This is a genomic window from Kitasatospora sp. NPDC015121, from assembly GCF_055562955.1.
Map to the genome: position 1 here is coordinate 146213 of NZ_JBVHEH010000011.1, position 18070 is coordinate 164282.

11 protein-coding genes are annotated in these 18070 nt (G+C 72.3%); 7 read left to right on the forward strand and 4 right to left on the reverse strand.

The window, feature by feature from the left end; translation table 11 throughout:
- Positions 1-141 precede the first annotated feature (141 nt).
- Complete coding sequence (locus tag ACZ3J7_RS18045) at positions 142-1467, reverse strand: MFS transporter (RefSeq protein WP_465621837.1); 1326 nt, start codon at positions 1465-1467, stop codon at positions 142-144.
- Positions 1468-1841: 374 nt separating this feature from the next.
- Here ACZ3J7_RS18045 and ACZ3J7_RS18050 point away from each other — a divergent pair, with 374 nt between their 5' ends.
- The 3 genes from ACZ3J7_RS18050 (at position 1842) to ACZ3J7_RS18060 (ending at position 6414) form a co-directional block, all read left to right on the forward strand.
- A complete protein-coding gene (locus tag ACZ3J7_RS18050) occupies positions 1842-3443 on the forward strand; it encodes a hypothetical protein (RefSeq protein WP_465621838.1) in 1602 nt (533 codons plus the stop codon).
- A 150-nt stretch (positions 3444-3593) separates the two neighbouring features.
- Positions 3594-4706: a hypothetical protein gene (locus ACZ3J7_RS18055; RefSeq protein WP_465621841.1), complete on the forward strand. Its 1113-nt coding sequence runs from the start codon at positions 3594-3596 to the stop codon at positions 4704-4706.
- Positions 4707-4914: 208 nt separating this feature from the next.
- Positions 4915-6414 carry an alkaline phosphatase PhoX gene (locus ACZ3J7_RS18060; protein ID WP_465621843.1) on the forward strand — a complete coding sequence of 500 codons (1500 nt, stop codon included), beginning with the start codon at positions 4915-4917 and terminating at the stop codon, positions 6412-6414.
- A gap of 81 nt (positions 6415-6495) precedes the next feature.
- Here ACZ3J7_RS18060 and ACZ3J7_RS18065 read toward each other — a convergent pair whose 3' ends face one another.
- Positions 6496-8097, reverse strand: coding sequence for a PucR family transcriptional regulator (locus ACZ3J7_RS18065; protein WP_465621845.1), 1602 nt, complete (start codon positions 8095-8097; stop codon positions 6496-6498).
- 297 nt (positions 8098-8394) lie between these two features.
- On the opposite strand from ACZ3J7_RS18065, the gene pruA reads away from it, so the two are divergent.
- Entirely contained in the window at positions 8395-10023 is a 1629-nt protein-coding gene (gene pruA / locus ACZ3J7_RS18070) for an L-glutamate gamma-semialdehyde dehydrogenase (RefSeq protein ID WP_465621847.1), read from the forward strand.
- A 98-nt stretch (positions 10024-10121) separates the two neighbouring features.
- Positions 10122-11051 (forward strand): proline dehydrogenase family protein, encoded by a 930-nt coding sequence (locus ACZ3J7_RS18075; RefSeq protein ID WP_465621849.1) that lies wholly within the window; start codon positions 10122-10124, stop codon positions 11049-11051.
- Between the two features lie 138 nt (positions 11052-11189).
- On the opposite strand, the gene ACZ3J7_RS18080 is transcribed toward ACZ3J7_RS18075, so the two are convergent.
- Positions 11190-12965, reverse strand: a complete 1776-nt coding sequence (locus tag ACZ3J7_RS18080; protein WP_465621851.1) for a DUF262 domain-containing protein — start codon at positions 12963-12965, stop codon at positions 11190-11192.
- A gap of 313 nt (positions 12966-13278) precedes the next feature.
- Between ACZ3J7_RS18080 and ACZ3J7_RS18085 the strand changes: the two genes are divergently transcribed.
- Entirely contained in the window at positions 13279-14034 is a 756-nt protein-coding gene (locus tag ACZ3J7_RS18085; protein WP_465621853.1) for a hypothetical protein, read from the forward strand.
- A gap of 150 nt (positions 14035-14184) precedes the next feature.
- Here ACZ3J7_RS18085 and ACZ3J7_RS18090 read toward each other — a convergent pair whose 3' ends face one another.
- Positions 14185-15393: a TerD family protein gene (locus ACZ3J7_RS18090; RefSeq protein WP_465622145.1), complete on the reverse strand. Its 1209-nt coding sequence runs from the start codon at positions 15391-15393 to the stop codon at positions 14185-14187.
- Positions 15394-15532: 139 nt separating this feature from the next.
- Between ACZ3J7_RS18090 and pepN the strand changes: the two genes are divergently transcribed.
- On the forward strand, positions 15533-18028 hold the full coding sequence (gene pepN / locus ACZ3J7_RS18095) for an aminopeptidase N (RefSeq protein ID WP_465621855.1): 2496 nt from the start codon (positions 15533-15535) through the stop codon (positions 18026-18028).
- Positions 18029-18070: the final 42 nt, after the last annotated feature.

Sequence of the window (18070 nt, forward strand, 5' to 3'; positions counted from 1 at the left end):
ACGTCCGCGCCGTAGCCCGTCACCGCCCCCCGCGAGCGTGTCCGCCCAGGCGGCTGGCCGCCGGGGCGCACCGAAGCGGTGTTCCGTCGTCGTCCCCCTCGGTCGGTGGTGCGGCCGCGCCCTCCAGCGGCGACGCGGGGGTCAGCGGGGGCGGCGGAGGACGGTGGCGGCGAGGGCGAGGGCGGCGGTGGCGGCGGTGAGGGCGAAGGTAGTGACGGCGGGGAGGAGGCCGTAGGCGCGGACCAGGGCGCCGACGGCGATGATCGGGGCGGAGGAGCCGAGGTAGACGATCACCCAGAGGGCGGAGAGCTCGCTGCCGCGGCGGGCCGGGTCGAGGGCGGTGACGGCGGCGGTGAACAGGGAGCGGAAGGCGATGCCCTGGCAGGCGCCGGCCAGCACGCTGCCGACGAAGAGCAGCGCCGGGGTGCCGGTGGCGGCGGCCGCCGTGAGCAGGCCGAGGCCGGCCGCGAGGCCGGTCAGGCCGGCGGCGACCACCACCCGGTCGGAGGTCGGCGGGACGAGCAGCTGGACGGCCGCCGAGGAGCCGAGCAGCAGGGCGGCCACGGCCGCGCCCGCCATCGGGGAGGCGGTGTGCAGCAGCGAGGAGGAGAAGGCGGGGGCGAGCGCCAGGTAGACGCCGAAGACCGCGTACGAGAGGAAGCCCGCGGCGGCGGCGAGCAGGAACTCGCGGCGCCCGGCCCGGGGCAGCCGGAGCCGGCGGGGCCGCAGGTGGGCCGGGGTGGTGACGCGCGGCGGCGAGGCCGGGGGCCGGACCGAGCCGGGCATCCGCGGGTGCACCAGGGCGAGCGGCACGCACAGCGCGAGCAGCGCGACGGCGTGCGGCAGGAACGGGCCGAGCAGCGGCTTCGCGTCGCTGGTGAGCGCGGCGCCGACCAGCGGGCCGAGCGCGACGCCGCCGGCCGAGCAGGCCAGGGTGAGCTTGGCGGCGAGGGTGGGCCGGTCGGGCAGCAGGTCGCCGAGGGCGGCGCCGGCCGCGCCGGTGGAGAGGCCGACCGCGGCGCCCTGGACGGCCCGTCCGGCGGCCAGCTGCCAGAACGAGCCGGCCGTGGCGAACACCGCGTCGCCGGCGGCGGCCAGCGCCACCGCGGGCAGGATCAGGGCGCGCCGTCCCAGGTGGTCCGACCAGTGGCCGACCGCGGCCAGCACCGGGACCAGCGCGAACACGTACACCGTGAACAGGATCGTGGTGTCGAGCGGGTTCAGCCCGAGGCGCTGCTGGAGCACCGGGTAGAGCGGGGTGGCGAGGTTGGCGCCGACCAGCATCAGCAGCAGGGCGGCGGCCACCAGGCCGACGCGGACGCCGCGCAGCGCGTTCCAGCGGCTGATCGCCGCGAGCTGGAGCTGCTTGCGGGGCGCGAGTTCCAACGGAAGCAGGGCCTCCGACAGTCGGCGGCCGGCGTACTGGGCGGTGCCCAGGCCGGGGCCGGCGGGGGAGAGGTCCGCCATGGCAGGGGTCTCCTGTGGCAAGGCACCACAGGGCGTCGCCGGACCATGGGTGTGGCGGCGCGGCCCGGACGGTGCGGGTGTGCACGTGCTACGTGGAGGCCCGGAGCGCCGTCGCTCCGGGTTCCGGGGCGCCCGCGCGGGGGTGGTGCGCGTCGCCCCCCGAAGGATACGTGCCGCCGGGCACTCGTTCGGACGCACCACCCCACTCGTTCGGGCGGACGACCCCGCAGCTCAGGCGTTCGTCGGTGGCGGCCGATACGCTGGGTTGACGGGCCGACACGCACGGCCCGCGCCGCCGCTCCCCGCGTCCGCCGCCCGGGCGGGCCGCCCTCGGGACGGCGGTGCCCTGCGACGCACCCGGGAGAACGCGCGCGATGGCCGGACGTAGCCGTAACACCCCTGACCAGCAGCCGTCCGAGACCGAAGGCCTGCTGCCCGCCGACTACGACCTGGCGGACCTGTACGGCGCGCAGAGCGCGGACGAGGACCCGGACGACACGGCCGTGCTGATCCCGCCGATCACCCTCCCGTCGGACGCCGAGCTGGCCGCCGCCGCGCTCGCCGTCCCGCTGGTCGCCCGGGTCGTCGCGCTGGCCCGCTGGATCGCCCCGCACCGCGAGGTCGACGAGCACGGCGACCTCGGCGAGGCCGACCGGATCCAGGCCGCCCGGATGCTCGGCGCCGAGGACCCGGACGAGGACGACGTGGTCGAGGCGATGCGCGCCTGGGCGCTGGCCTGCGACCTCGACCTGGTCGAGACCGGCACCACCGACGACGGCGCGCACGTCGCGATCCCCGGCCCCGACCTGGCCGCCGTCGAGGCCGGCGAGCCCGCCGCCGTCCTCGGCCTCTGGTTCGAGGCCGCCGAGCTGGTCCGCGAGCTGGCCGCCGAGGCCGAGTCGGTCGACCCCGAGCTGGTCGAGGGCGGCGGCAGCGACGACTCCGAGGCCCTCGCCGAGGTCGAGGACGCCCGCGACCAGGCCGCCGAGATCCTGGACGAGGCGCTGCACGTCCTCTACGAGACCACCGCGTTCGCCGAGCCCGGCGCCGAGACCGTCCCGCTGGGCGTGCTCGCCGCGCTGCTGGTCGTCCCGGACGGGCAGGAGCCCGACGAGGAGATGCTCGGCGAGATCACCGACCTGATGGTCGTCCTCGACCCGATGCTCGGCGACCTCGCCGAACTCGGCCTGGTCGAGCACCGCCCGATCGACCCCGACCTGTTCGAGGAGGACGAGGAGGACGGGGAGGGCGGCGGGCCGGACGTCGAGCCGGTGGACACCGACCGGCCGCTCACCGAGGAGGACGCCGCCCGCTTCGGCACCGTCCGGCTCACCGCCCTCGGCCAGTACGCCGTCCGCGAGTGGCTGCTCGCCGAGGGCTACGACGCCCCGCTGGTCGGCGACCTCGCCGACCAGGACGGCGCCGCGCTGCTGCGCGCGCTGGCCGAGAACGGGCAGCTCTTCGCCGAGCCCGAGCTCAAGGCCTGGACCGCCGCCCGCGCCCCGCGGGACGCCGCCCGGGAGCTGCTCGCCGCCGCGCGCGGCCGCGACCCGCAGTCGCCCGTCCGCCGCTACTACTGCGTGCTCGGCCTCGGCGAGCTCGGCGAGGACGCCGCCGACGAGGTCGCCGCGGTCGTCGACGACCCCGAGCTGGGCGGCCTCGCCCGCGAGTGGCTGCGCGCCCGCGGGGCGGACGTCGCGGCCGCCGAGCGCGACGTCGCGCTCTGGCGGGTGATCGACTCGATGGCCGCCGTCATGCTCCTCTCGGCCGGCGAGGGCGGCCGCCTGCAGGCGCTGGTCGCCGACCTGCCGGTGACCGACAACCCCGCCAGCTACTTCGGCGAGGTCTGGCGGGTGCCGCACCCCATGACGGTGGAGGTGCTGGAGGCGGTCGGCGAACTGCACCTCGACCGGAAGGTCGCCAAGGAGGCGCGGCGGGCGGCGCTCCGGGCCAGGTCGCTGCGCGGGCGCGGCTGACGGGGCGGGGCGGGGGCGGTTCGTGGACCCCCGGCCGTTCCGCCGCGGGGCGTTCCGTCACGGGGTCTTCCACCTGATGGCTCGACAGGTTCGTTGGGCCGTAAGGTAAGGCGGCGTTGGAGTGGCGAGCGGCCGGGGGTGCGGCGAGGGATGAAGTGGCAGCGCACGAGCGGGCCCTGGGACATCGAAGCGGTCTACGCGGACCAGGAGGAGCACGGCCGGCGGGTGCTGGCGGACGCGGGGTTCCCGGTGTTCGGGTGGGTGCACGAGGGCTGGACGGTGCCCGGCCGGGACGTGCTGGCCGAGTACGAGCTCCGCGACGGGGAGCTGGAGGCGGTGGAGACCCGGTCGGGTGACTGGAGCTCCGCGCAGGGCCCGTACGTGACGGTCCGGACGTACCGGCCCGGGGCCGAGCTGGGCGCGCCGCTGCCCGACCTGGAGGACGTGGTCGAGGACGAGCGCGACCGGGTCTACGAGCAGCTCGGCGTGGACGAGGGCGACACCCCCGGACGGGTCCGGGCGCTGCGCGGCTGGATCACCGTCGACGGCGAGCCGCACGCGGTGCAGGTGCACGAGGACTCGCGGACCCCGGCCGGGCACGGCACGGTCTGGGCGGGCCGGCTGCGGGTGGACGGGACGACGGTGACGGTCACCGGCCGGGGCGTGCTGCCCGGCGCGGTGGAGCTGCGCCGGATCGCCGACTTCGAGCGGTACATCGTCGGCCGGACGGCGCTGCTGCGGCAGGTCGCCGCGCTGCGCGCCGACCTGCGCCCCGTCGAGCCGGAGCCGGAGCCCGCCGAGCTCGGCCTGCAGGCGCACCGCGACCTGGTGCTGCAGGCGATCGCGCGGGCCGCCGCGGTGGTCGCGCAGCTGCGGGCCGGGCGCTCGGCGCGGCTGCCGCGCCACCTGCGCGGCGAGGAGCGGCAGGCCCGCTGGGAGACGGCCGTCCGGCAGCAGATGCGGCTGGCGTCCGAGACCCGGGAGGAGGCGGACGAGGCGGTCGCCTCGATGGTCAACCACCTCAGCCGGCTGGCCCACCACACGGACTGGGTGAGCGGCACGGCCGAGGGCGCGGCGGCCGTGGAGGAGGTCGTCCGGTACACGGCGTTCGCCAGCGAGGTGCCCAGCCTGCCCGCGCAGCGCGCCTGGGAGCGGCTGTGGGTGGGCGGCACGCCCGAGCTGCCGTCCGGGACGGAGGAGGCCTGGCTGACCGCGTGGGAGCAGTGGCGGGTCGAGCGGACCCAGCACGGCACCCGGCGGTAGGGCGGCTCCCCGCCGCCGTCCCGCTCCGCCGCCGTTCCCCGTCCCGTCACCGCCGCCCGTCTGCCACCATCCGGTAAAGACCGGGTCATCGGGGGTTCTATGGTCGGTAAATCGGCACGCTGACGCCGCGTCCGATTCACGCCCGGTTCACGTGCGGCCCGGAACCTGTCGGTCACCAAGCACATCCCCTGCTCCAGGAGTGACCGTCATGTCGCTGTCCCGTCGGGACTTCGTGAACCGTTCGACCATGCTCGGGGCAGGCGTCCTGATCGCCGGCAGCGCCGAGGTGCTGGCCACCGCGCCCGGCGCGATCGCCGCGCCCACGGGCGGGGACGCCGCCGTCGACGCCGCCGTCGCCAAGGGCGGGCACACCGCGGTCGGCTACGGCGAGTTGGTGTCCGACCCCGAGGGCGTCCTGGCGCTGCCGAAGGGCTTCTCCTACGAGGTCATCACGTACTCCGGCAAGACCACCCTGGTCACCGGCGAGAGCACCCCGAGCAACCACGACGGCACCGCCGCGTTCGAGGGCCGGCACGGGGCGACCCTGCTGGTGAACAACCACGAGCTGGCCGGCCCGCGCTCGAAGTGGGCGCACCCGGTGCCGCTGCTGGAGGGCTACGTCTACGACCCGGCCGCGGCCGGCGGCTGCACCGTCGTCGAGGTCTCCGGCCACGGCCGCGGCCGGGGCGACGAGCACGGCAAGGGCCACGGCCACGGCCACCGCCAGGTCCGCGAGTGGGTCGGCATCGCCGGCACCGCGACCAACTGCGCCGGTGGCGCCACCCCGTGGGGCACCTGGCTGACCTGCGAGGAGACCGAGGACAAGGCCGGCACCAACGGCTTCACCAAGGACCACGGCTACGTCTTCGAGGTCGACCCGCGCGACCAGGACGCCAACCGCGACCCGCAGCCGATCAAGGCCTTCGGCCGGTTCGCGCACGAGGCCGTCGTCATCGACGAGAAGCGCGGCCACGCCTACCTGACCGAGGACGCCTCCAAGCCGAACGGCCTGCTCTACCGCTGGACCCCGCCGGCCGGCTTCAAGCACGGCAAGGGCAAGCTGCGCACCCTGACCGCCGACGCGGGCGCGTTCGAGGCGCTGAAGGCCTTCGACGCGCAGGGCAAGCTGGTCGACGACCTGTCCCGGGCCACCAAGCCCGGTACCACGTACGGCGCGGACTGGGTCAAGGTGCAGGACCGCGACGCCCGCACCACCTCGATCCGCAAGCAGTTCAAGGACGGCGAGATCACCCGCGCCCGCAAGCTGGAGGGCATGTGGTGGGGTGACAACGGCATCTACTTCGTGTCCTCGTTCGCCCGCGAGGAGTCGCCGCTGCCGCACGACGGCCAGGTCTGGTTCTACAACCCCGTCCGGCGCACGCTGACCCTGAAGGTCATCCTCGGCGTCAACAACGACATCTGGACCGACAACGGCAACTTCGACGGCCCGGACAACATCACCGTCTCGCCCCACGGCGGCCTGATCATCGCCGAGGACGGCAACGGCCTGCAGCACCTGTTCGGCACCACCACGGACGGCCGGACGTACGCGCTGGCCCGCAACGAGCTCAACCTCGGCACCGCCGAGGCGCCGGAGTTCAGCGAGTTCACCGGCGTGACGTTCTCGCACGACGGGCGGACGCTGTTCGCGAACATCCAGGACCCGGGCATCATGCTCGCGATCACCGGGCCGTGGCACCGGATGTGACGCACCGCTGAGGTCCCGGGTCCGCCCGGGGAGGGGTCCGCCCTCCCCGGGCGGACCCCGTCGTCGGCGGGGTGCGGAGCCTCAGTCGGGGAGCCGGAGCTGGAGCATGGCCAGCAGGCGCTGCTGGGGCTGGGCGAGGTCGAGGCCGGTGAGCTGTTCGGCCCGGCGGACGCGGTACCGCAGGGTGTTGGGGTGGATGTGCAGGGCGTCGGCCGCGGCGCGGACCTCGCCGAGGGCGTCGAGGTAGGCGAGGACGGACTCGGCGAGGCGGGTGTGGTGGCGGGCGTCGTAGGCGGTGAGGGCGGTGAGGCGGGGGTCGCGGAGTTCCGGGCGGTCCTGGAGCAGCGCGAGGACCTCGGAGACCAGCACCTCGGCCTGGACGTCCTGGAGGGCGGCGACGTCCGGGACGACGCCGCCCCGGCCCATCGCGTCGAGGATCCGGTCGGCCTGGGCGCGGGAGGCGGGGACGTCGGCCAGGCCCGGGACGGTGGGGCCGATCGCGGCCCGCAGCGGGATGGCGAGGTGGTCGCGGGCGGCGTCCACGGTCTCCCGGGTCCAGTCGCGCAGGGTGGCGGGCGGCAGGCCGGGCGGGAGTTCGGGCAGCAGCACGTAGACCCGGGAGTCGACCGGGGCGAGCAGGGCGCCGCGGTGCCGGGCGGCGGTGTGCACCGAGATCAGGCCGGTGACCTCGTCGCGGGAGAGCTCGGCGTCCCGGCCGTCGGTGGCGGCGGGGGCGTAGGCGAGGACGGTCGCCGGGCGGCGCAGGTCCAGGCCGAGGTGGGTGGCGAGCGACTGCGGGCCGGTGGAGCCCTCCAGCAGGCCGGTCAGCAGGGTCTGGGTGAGCCGGGTGTCGGCCGACAACTCCCTTCGGCGGCGCACCAGTTGGCCGGCCGCGACGCGGGCGGCGCCGACCAGCGCCTGCTCGGCGGTGTCGGTCAGCGGGCGGGAGCCCTCCTGCACCCAGATGGTGCCGAGCGGCTGCGCGCCGGAGCGGATCGCGATGGCCAGCCGGCGGCGGATGCCCAGCTCCGGGTGGGCGGCGATCTCGATCGCGCCCTCGGAGCCGCGCAGGTGCGAGAAGACGCCCCACTCGCGGAGCTTGGCGAGGTACGGCTCGGGGCCCTGGCGGCCGAGGATGGAGAGCCGGCGCAGGTCGTCCACCTCGTCGGTCTCCGAGGTGCGGGAGTAGGCCAGCACCCGGCTGGAGGTGTCCTCGATCGAGACGATGCCGCCGGTGAGGACGGCGACCGTCTGGGCGAGCGAGAACAGGTCGCCGGCGGCGGGCCCGCCGGGCTCGGGGCCGTCCGGGCCGTCGGCGCCGGAGAGCAGGGTGCGGGCCAGCGAGTCGAGGTGCTCCCAGCGGGTCTCCCGGCGCACCGACAGCAGCGCCACGCCCGCCTCGGTGGCGGCCTCGCGCAGCGCGTCCGCCTGCCCCGGACCGTCCAGCTTCACCGCGACGGCCGCGGCCCGGGCCCGGCCGGCGGCGCGCAGCGCGGGCAGGGCGGCCCGGCCGCGGGCGCCGATCGCCAGGACGAGTTCGCCCGGGGCGGCGGTGGGCGGGTCCTCCGGGTCGAGGATCGACACGTGCCGCACCGGGACGTCCAGCCCGGCGGGCGCGGCCTGCAGCTCGACCAGGGGTTCGCCGAGCGACATCAGCAGCTGGCGCAGCGGGAGGCCGGTCATCGGGAGCCCTCCGGGGGCGTTCGAGTGGGAGGTCGGGCGGGGGTCGCGGGGTGTTCGCGGACGTTCGTGGGGACGTTCGTGGGGGCGGACAAGATCCGGGGGCCGAGTTTAGTCAGGCGGACAGGAGACGGCCGCCGTGACCGGGGCGTGACGCTGTTCGTCCGGGCGGACAACGGCGAGCGGGGGAATTTGGCGGCGCGGCCAACAGAAGCGGGCGGGCCCGGGGAATAGCGTTGCTCCATGGCCGGTGTGCGACCCCCACCGGCTTCCCATGACGAGAAGGAGAGCGTGCGCGCCATGGATGCTGTGACCCAGGTCCCCGCGCCGGTGAACGAGCCGGTCCACAGCTACGCCCCCGGCAGCCCCGAACGGGCCCGGCTGGAGGCCAAGCTGAAGGAGCTGGGCGGCCAGGGGCCGATCCAGCTGACCATGACGATCAACGGGGAGCAGCGCCTCGGCGGCGGCTCCGAGATCGACGTCGTGCAGCCGCACAACCACGCGGCCAAGCTCGGCACCCTGCGCAACGCGACCCAGGACGACGCGCGGGAGGCCATCGACACCGCGCTGGCCGCCGCGCCGGCCTGGCAGGCGCTCTCCTTCGACTCCCGCGCCGCGATCTTCCTGCGCGCCGCGGACCTGCTGGCCGGGCCGTGGCGGGAGACCCTCGCCGCGGCCACCATGCTCGGCCAGTCGAAGACCGCCCAGCAGGCGGAGATCGACACCCCCTGCGAGCTGGTCGACTTCCTGCGCTTCAACGTGCACTTCGCCCGGCAGATCCTGGCCGAGCAGCCGATCTCCTCGGACGGCGTGTGGAACCGCACCGACCACCGCCCGCTGGAGGGCTTCGTCTACGCGATCACCCCGTTCAACTTCACCGCGATCGCCGGCAACCTGCCGACCGCGCCCGCGCTGATGGGCAACGTGGTGATCTGGAAGCCGTCCCCGACCCAGCAGTTCGCCGCGCACTACCTGATGCGCCTGCTGGAGGCCGCGGGCCTGCCCAAGGGCGTCATCAACATGGTGACCGGCGACGGCCTGGCCGTCTCCGAGGTCGCGCTCAAGCACCCCGCGCTGGCCGGCATCCACTTCACCGGCTCCACCGCCACCTTCCAGCACCTGTGGCGCACGGTCGGCGAGAACATCGCCGGCTACCGCACCTACCCGCGGATCGTCGGCGAGACCGGCGGCAAGGACTTCCTGGTCGCCCACCCGTCCGCCGACAAGGCCGTGCTGAAGACCGCGATGACCCGCGGCGCCTTCGAGTTCCAGGGCCAGAAGTGCTCGGCGCTGTCCCGCGCGTACGTCCCCGCCTCGATCTGGGCCGAGATCAGGGACGACTTCCGCGATGAGGTCGAGTGGCTGACCATGGGCGACGTCACCGACCTCGCCAACTTCATGGGCGCCGTCATCGACGAGCGCTCCTTCGCCAAGAACAAGGCCGCGATCGACCGCGCCAAGGCCGACCCGCAGGTCGAGGTGCTGGCCGGCGGCACGTACGACGACTCGGTCGGCTACTTCGTCCGCCCGACCGTGCTGGTCTGCCAGGACCCGGCGGCCGAGTACTTCCGCGACGAGTACTTCGGCCCGATCCTCGCCGTGCACGTCTACCGCGACGAGGACTACGACGCGATGCTCGCGCAGATGGAGTCGGTCTCCTCGTACGGCCTGACCGGCTCGATCATCGCCCAGGACCGCGAGGCCGTCGAGCACGCGATGCGCGTCCTGCGCAACGCCGCCGGCAACTTCTACATCAACGACAAGCCGACCGGCGCCGTCGTCGGCCAGCAGCCCTTCGGCGGCGGCCGCGCCTCCGGCACCAACGACAAGGCCGGCGCCAAGCAGAACCTGACGCGCTGGACGTCCACCCGCTCCATCAAGGAGACGTTCGTCCCGCCGACGGACTACCGCTACCCGCACATGGGCTGACACCCGACCCCGCTGTGCCCCCGCGGGGCGGCCGCCACCCCCACGGCCGCCCCGCCCCCCTCTCCTCACCAGCTGATCCGCTTCGCCGGGAGTCCACGATGCTCCGTTCCGCCCTCCTCGCCGCCTCGCGCTCCCCGCAGGTGCGCACCATGGTCGAGAAGTTCCCGCCCACCCACGCGATCGTCGAGCGCTTCGTCGCCGGCGACCGGCTCGACCAGGGCGTGGACGCCACCGAGAAGCTGGTCACCAGCGGACGCAAGGTCACCCTCGACCACCTCGGTGAGGACACCAAGGACGCCGACCAGGCCGCCGGCACCGCGCTCGCCTACGAGCACCTGCTCGCCGCCCTCAAGGAGACCGGCCTCGCCGCGGACGCCGAGGTCTCGGTCAAGCTCTCCGCGGTCGGCCAGTTCCTGCCCGTGGACGGCGAGAAGATCGCCCTGGAGAACGCCCGCCGGATCTGCGAGGCGGCCGCCGCCGCCGGCACCACGGTGACCCTCGACATGGAGGACCACACCACCACCGACTCCACCCTGGCCATCGCCCGCGAGCTGCGCGCCGACTTCCCCTGGCTGGGCGTCGTCCTCCAGGCCTACCTGCGCCGCACCGAGGCCGACTGCCGCGACCTCGCCCACGAGGGCTCCCGGGTGCGCCTCTGCAAGGGCGCCTACAAGGAGCCCGAGTCGGTGGCCTTCCAGGGCAAGCGCGACGTCGACCTCGCGTACGTCCGCGCGCTCAAGGTCCTGATGGCCGGCGAGGGCTACCCCATGGTCGCCTCGCACGACCCCAACATGATCAAGATCGCCGGCCAGCTCGCCGAGTGGAACAAGCGCGACGTCTCCTCCTTCGAGTACCAGATGCTCTACGGCATCCGCCCCGAGGAGCAGCTCCGCCTCGCCGAGGCCGGCAACACCATGCGGGTCTACCTCCCCTACGGCCAGGAGTGGTACGGCTACTTCATGCGCCGCCTCGCCGAGCGCCCCGCGAACCTGACCTTCTTCCTGCGCGCGATGGCCACCCGCGGCTGAGCCCAGGCGCCCTGACCGGCTCGCGACGGCGATTTCCATCGACAGCCTCCGTACCCGTGGCAATGGTACGGAGGCTGTCTCCGTCGTCCGAGTTGTCAGCCCGCGGTTGGTGAGCACTAATCGGTCGACGACCGCCCGTCACTGCCCGGGGTTCTGACCTCGCGGCGACGGGGTTAGCGGCCAAGCCTGAACAGCGAGCCGGGCCAGGTCACGCTGTCTCTCCCTGATGCCCTCGGCGCTCCACGAACCGTTGACAGGATTCCACAGCCTGTCGATCCCTGTGGACGTGGTGAGAATGAGTGAGGAGTCGGCGTAGCTGGTCTGCTTCTCGGGGAAGGTCTTGTTCGAAGCGGAACGGTTTTTCGCACCGTGCAGAAGGGTCAGGTTGCCGATCAGGCTGATGACCGCCTTGTGGTCATCGAGGCGGTACACCAGGTCCGGGTTCTTCGGATAGATGTGCTCCACATGGACCGTCCTGCTGTTCGCCACCACCACGTCGTCCTTCAGGGAAGCTTCCCGTAGCTTCTCCTCCAGCCTGGTCAGGACATACCTGGACTGGGAAGACTTCGGCAGTGAGGCCTTCTCGAAATCTGCCATGAAGGTGTCGTCGTCGGGGGTCGACTCCACCAGGCGCCGGATCGCGGACGCTCGAGCCAAACCCCCGAAGAGTTCCTTGGCAATGCCGAAAACGTTTTCCTCGAGGAGAGTGGACTCGCGTCGCCCGATAACCGTCCAGCGGACGTAGTACGTGAGGCACGCCTCTACCAGGGGAGCTAGCTCGGCAAGATCTGAGAGATTGGTGGAGGCCGCCAGCATCAGTGGGTACAGCGCGTCGGCCCCAAGGTCCTTGACTTCCTCGAGAAGGGTGTCCAGATCACTCACCCCGGTACTGCAGGAGATGAATTCAACGTACCGGTTCGAGGCTCTCTCGAGCTCTGCTGCGAATCCCCCCACGCTGTAAGAGCTGAACTTTTCAAACTCCTCGGTCAAGGCGGTCCGGATCGTGGTGTAAAGGCTGTGGGAGCGAACGTCGCCATGGCGCGCGACCCAAAAGTGGCGCAGGAATTTCTCAATTTCCTCGCGCTTCTCGAACCCATCTAGAAGGGTGCGCCAGGCGTCGTTCACCCGCTCCTTCTCCGCTTCGTTCGCGCTCTTCTCCATCAGAAAGTTGCGAACGAGGTCGACCGTTGAGAGGTCTTTGCCTCGCGAGTTGATCGTCTCGAACACTTCGTTCGCGTCGCTGGAGGTGGGAGTCTGAATCTCAACGAAAACCAGCCCCTTCACCAGGCAGTCCTTCAGCGTGTCGATCCAGTCGAGGCGGCTGTCGACGTCGGAATGCTCGGAAAGAAGCTTCGACAGCTGGCTCTCAAAGTATGAGTAGGCTTCTTCGATCAGCCTGTGCGAGGGACGGCTCGCGACCTCGGCCTTCCCTCTCTCGCCCGACGCCTCGTCCCAATTCTGGATGTGATCCCGGAAGAAGTCCCTGTCGAACAGCGAGAGGGTGAGAAAATATTCGATCGGCTCCCGCCGCCCCGCCTTCCGCGCGATGTAGTCGCGGTGGATATTCTGCGCCATGCTCTTGGACTCTCCGGTATTCATGGACCACAGCATGTTTCGGAGCGCGGCGATCAGAATAGTGGAAGTAGTGAGCCTCTGCTGACCGTCCAGGAGCGAACGGATTTCCACCTTGTCATTGGTGATGGTGACGATCGGCCCGATGAAGTACTCGGCGGCGGAGCTCTTCCCGCTTTGCCGCGCTCTCATGAACTTCATGATGTCGGTCCAATAGGTGTCCACCTCCTTTCTGGTCCACGAGTACTGGCGCTGGCTATCATCCGGGACGGTGACGGGAGGGTTGTTGGCTCCGATGAGCTGACCCAGAGTCTGGCGGGTCGCGTGCTTGATGATGGCCACTCGGGCTCCTTGGGGCTAGCGCTGTATGCCTACAGTATCCAGTGTCGGATGGCGGTCCCGGCTGGTTTCCGCCGGTTGCAGCCCTCGGGCAAGAGGCCTTCAAATGGGTGATTTGAACCTATTTATTGCCGATCGAGCCCTTTGCTGTGCTTTGATCGACGGGCTGAGTGGGCTCAAGGCCCGTGGCGTCGAGAGGTAGTACCCTTACCTGGGTCCACTCTGTACCACCTTCTTTTTCAGAATTCCCTACAGCCAATGCCTGGAGATCATGTTGGTGAGGCACAGTCCGAATACCTCCGCTCATCAGCTGCACATGATCCTGGACCGTGTCCGACGCAGCGAGGCCAGGAACATGCGGGAGGCGTGGAGCGAAGTTCTTGGGGCGGAGTACGGGACCAGCGAATTCGTCGAACGGCACGCGGAGGTTTCCCTCCTCCTGGTAGACGTCGCCCGCCAGATCAAGATCCTGCCGGAGCGATCCCGGAGCCGACTCGATCGCTACGTGGGTTCCTGGTGGGCGGCCGTGACGCAGCCGGAATACTCCTGGGGCGATGCTTCGAGGTCATCGGCGAGTCTCATTGATCTGGGCTCTCTTGATCACCTCGAGTCGGCGGCTGAAATTATTTCATCCGGCTTCTCCGGATCATCTGTCGCCCCGGTGGGCGGGGATCTTGAACAACTTCTCGATCAATGTCGAGAATGGCTTTCCATTGTGGATGGCCTTAGTGACTCCGAGCTTCCCGAGTCCTTCAGGGACGCTCTCTCTCATCAGATCTCCCATTTGATTTGGCTGATCGAGAACGTTGACCTCTTCGGCGCTTCCCGAATTTCACAGGAGACCGTTGCCGTCGTGGGATCGGTGGCGCAGGCCTCAGGTGTTATCAGGCCTCGCGACGAAGGAACCGCCAGCCGCTGGAAAACCGGCGTCGCAGGGCTTGTGACCGCACTGACGCTGTTCACCTCCGGCGCTGTTGTCACGAAGGAGGCGATCGGAGCCGGCGACGGACTCGTGCGCGAGGTCGTTCAAATCGTCTCGGGAGGATCCGAAACGGATTCTGCGAGCAAGTAGGGATTGGATCCGGATCCTCCCGTGTGCCACTCCCCGAGGTTCAGAGAGGTCCGGGACCATCGGACGCACGGCCACGTCGGTGCGCCGCTGGCGCACCGACGTGGGGCGTTGACATCAGAAACAGCCTTGGGATGATCGAGCCAGGGCCCGTCAGAGCATGGCGGCGGCGGGCTTGACCATGCTGCGGGCGGTCTTGGCGTCGACGTACTCGCCGAGGGCGGTCATCACCCACTCGCCGGAGAACTGGCGGACCAGCTTGCACATGGCGACGCCGGTGTGCGGCTCGGACTGGGCCAGGTCGAAGCGGACCAGTTCCTCCTCGGTGGCGGTGTCGACCAGGCGGCAGTAGGCGTTCTTGATGTCGGTGAACTTCTGCCCGGAGAAGGAGTTGACCACGAAGACCAGGCCGCAGACCTCCGGCGGCAGCCCGCCCAGGTGGACGGTGATCGCCTCGTCGTCGCCGCCGCCCTTGCCGGTCAGGTTGTCGCCGGAGTGGGCGATCGCGCCGTTGAAGACCGACAGCTTCATGAACCAGGCGGTGTCGAGCTTCTCGCGCTTGGCGTCGAAGGCGATCACCGAGGCGTCCAGGTCGATGTTGCGGCCGCGCCCGGCGGGCTCCCAGCCGAGGCCCATCCGGACCGAGGCGAGGAACGGCTTGCCGGCCTTCTCCAGCGAGACCGAGCCGCCCTTGACCAGGTTGACCCGGCCCTTGTCGAGGGTGATCTTGCCGACGGCGGGCGAGCCGGACGGCATCGGCGGCGGGGAGGCGGGCGCCTGCGGGGCGGCGGCCGGGGCCGGCGGGGCGGCCGGCGGCGCGGGCGGGGCCGCGGGGGCCGCCGGGGCGGTGGCGGCGGCGGCCGGGGGCGCCTCCTCGACCGAGACGCCGAAGTCGGTGGCGATGCCGGCCAGCCCGTCGGCGTACCCCTGGCCGACCGCGCGGACCTTCCACTCGGTGCCGCGCCGGTAGACCTCGACGACCACCAGGGCGGTCTCCCGGGTCAGCCTCGGCGGGGTGAAGGTGAACAGCTCGCGGCCGGTGTCGGCGTCCCGGAGGGTCGCGGTCGGCTCGGTGCCGGCGAAGGTGGCCCGCTGGTCGTCGAGCGAGGCGGTGACCACGATCCGGGAGATCTCGCCGGGCACCGCCGAGGTGTCGACGGAGATCGCGTCCGGGGTGCTGCCGGAGCCCGGGCGGTGCGTCACGCCGGGCCCCTGCGGGGCGTTGAAGAACACGAAGTCGGCGTCCGACCGGACCTTGCCGGCGGCGGTGAGCAGCAGCCCCGACACGTCCAGCCGCTTGGGCGCGGTGACCTCGACCACCACCCGGGCCGAGCCCAGGGATGCGTTGCCGCCCTGCACCAGAACAGTCGTCACGTGCTCCTCCTCGAATCGCCGTTCGCCCAGAGCCTAGCCAAACCGTTCCGCCCCGCGGGGTACGCCGCGAGCGAATCCGGCCCGAACACGCTTGCCCACCCCGGGCGGCCTCGGCGAGCATGCGGACATGCCAGCACTGCAACGATCCGAAGCGACTGTCCGTGCCCGCCTGCTGGAGGTCGACGGCTACCACGTCGACCTCGACCTGACCCGCGGCCCGGACCGGTTCGGCAGCACCACCGTGATCCGGTTCCGGTGCGCCGAACCGGGCGTCGACAGCTTCGTCGACGTCGACCCCGCCGTCCTGCGCTCCGCCGTCCTCAACGGGCAGCCGCTGGACCCGGCCGCGCTGGAGGGCAACCGGCTCGCGCTGCCCGCCCTGCGGGCCGAGAACGAGCTGCGGGTCGACGCCGAGATGCGCTACTCGCGCACCGGCGAGGGCCTGCACCGCTACACCGACCCGGCCGACGACGCGGTGTACGTGTACGCCACCTGCGGGCCCGACCTGGCCGCCAAGGTGTTCGCCTGCTTCGACCAGCCCGACCTGAAGGCCCCGTTCACGCTCACCGCCACCGCCCCCGAGGACTGGACCCTGGTCGGCAACGGCGCCAAGGTGACCGGCGAGAAGGGCAGCTGGGAGTTCGCGCCCACCAAGCCGATCTCCACCTACCTGTTCACCGTGGTCGGCGGCCCGCTGCACTCCGTGCACGGCGAGCACGACGGCATCCCGCTCGGCCTGCACGCCCGCCGCTCGCTCGCCGCCGAACTCGACCGCGAGGCGCCCGAGCTGTTCGAGGTCACCGCCGCCTCGCTGGACCGGCTGCACGAACTCTTCGACGAGCGCTACCCGTTCGGCGAGTACCACCAGGCGTTCGTCCCCGAGTTCAACTGGGGCGCGATGGAGAACCCCGGCTGCGTGGTCTTCCGCGACGAGATGCTGTTCCGCTCCCCGGCCACCGCCGACGAGCGCGAACGCCGCGCCATGGTGGTCTGCCACGAGATGGCCCACATGTGGTTCGGCGACCTCGTCACCATGCGCTGGTGGGACGACCTGTGGCTGAACGAGTCCTTCGCCGAGATGCTCGGCTACCGGATCGCCGCCGAGGCCACCCGCTTCACCGGCACCTGGACCGGCTTCTCCGTCCAGCGCAAGGGCTGGGGCTACGACGCCGACCAGCGCGCCTCCACCCACCCGGTGGCCGGCAACGGCACCCGCTCGGTCGCCGAGGCGATGGTCAACTTCGACGGCATCTCCTACGCCAAGGGCGCCTCCGCGCTGCGCCAGCTGGTCGCCTGGCTCGGCGACGACGCCTTCTTCGCCGGCCTCAACGCGTACTTCGCCGACCACCTCTACGGCAACGCCGAACTCCCGGACTTCCTGGCCGCGTTGAGCGCCAGCAGCGGCCGCGACGTGCCCGGCTGGGCGGACGCCTGGCTGCGCACCAGCGGCGTCGACACGCTGCGCGCCGAGACCGAGCGGGCCGCCGACGGCACCCTCACCGCGCTCACCGTCGTCAACGAGGGCAGCCGGCCGCACCTGATCGAGGTCGGCGGCTACCGGGTCGAGGACGGCCGGGTCGTCCCGGCCGGCCGCGCCGCCGTCGAGCTCGGCCCCGGCCGCCGGGTCGCCGTCCCCGCCCCGGTCGAGGCCGGCGCCACCCTGGTCGTCCCCAACGACGGCGACCTCACCTGGGCCAAGATCCGTCTGGACGACGGCAGTTGGCAGGCGGTGCGGGAGTCGCTGTCCGCGATCGGGGACGACGTCACCCGCGCCGTCCTGTGGGAGCACGCCCGCGACCTCGTCCGGGACGCCGAGATCGACCCCGGGGTCTACCTCGACCTGATGGAACGCCACCTGCCCGCCGAGACCTCCGACAGCATCGTCGAACGCGTCCTGACCTTCGCCCGCGCCTTCGTCGCCGCCCGCTACCTGCCCCCGGCGCGCCGCGCGGACGGCCTCGCCGCCGTCAGTCGCACCGCCCGGGCGCTGCTGGCCGGCGGCGGCAGCGAGGGCATCCGGCTGGCCGCGCTGCGGGCCGCCGTCGAGAGCAGCGGCGGCGCCGACCAACTCGCCGAACTGCGCGGCTGGCTGGCCGGCGACGGACTGCCGGACGGGATGGACCTCGGACCGGAGCTGCGCTGGGCCGCCCTGGCCCGGCTGGCCGCGCTCGGCGAGGCCGACGAGGACGCGATCGCCGCCGAGGAGGCCCGGGACCCGGGCAGCGAGGCCGAGTACGGCGCGGCCCGGGCCCGGGCCGCGCGGCCCGACGAGGCGGCCAAGGCCGCCGCCTGGGACCTGCTCTTCACCCCCGACGCCGCCTCCAACCGGATCCTGGAGGCCACCGCCCGCGGCTTCTGGGCCTCCGGCGACCCCGACCGGCAGACCGGGTACGCGCTGCGCTTCTTCGAGCGGATCACCGAGGCCGCCGACCGCAGCGACACCGTCACCCGCCTGCTCGGCCAGAACCTCTTCCCCGACGCCGAGGCCACCCCCGAGGTGGTCGCGGCGGCGGAGGCGGTCCTCGCCGACCCGGTGCTGACGCCGGCGCTGCGGCGCAACCTGGCCGACTCGACGGACGACCTGCGGCGGACCCGGGCCGTCCGGGTCGCCTTCGGCGGGTAGCGGCGGCCGGAGCCCGCCGGTCGGCGGGCTCCGGCGCGCGGG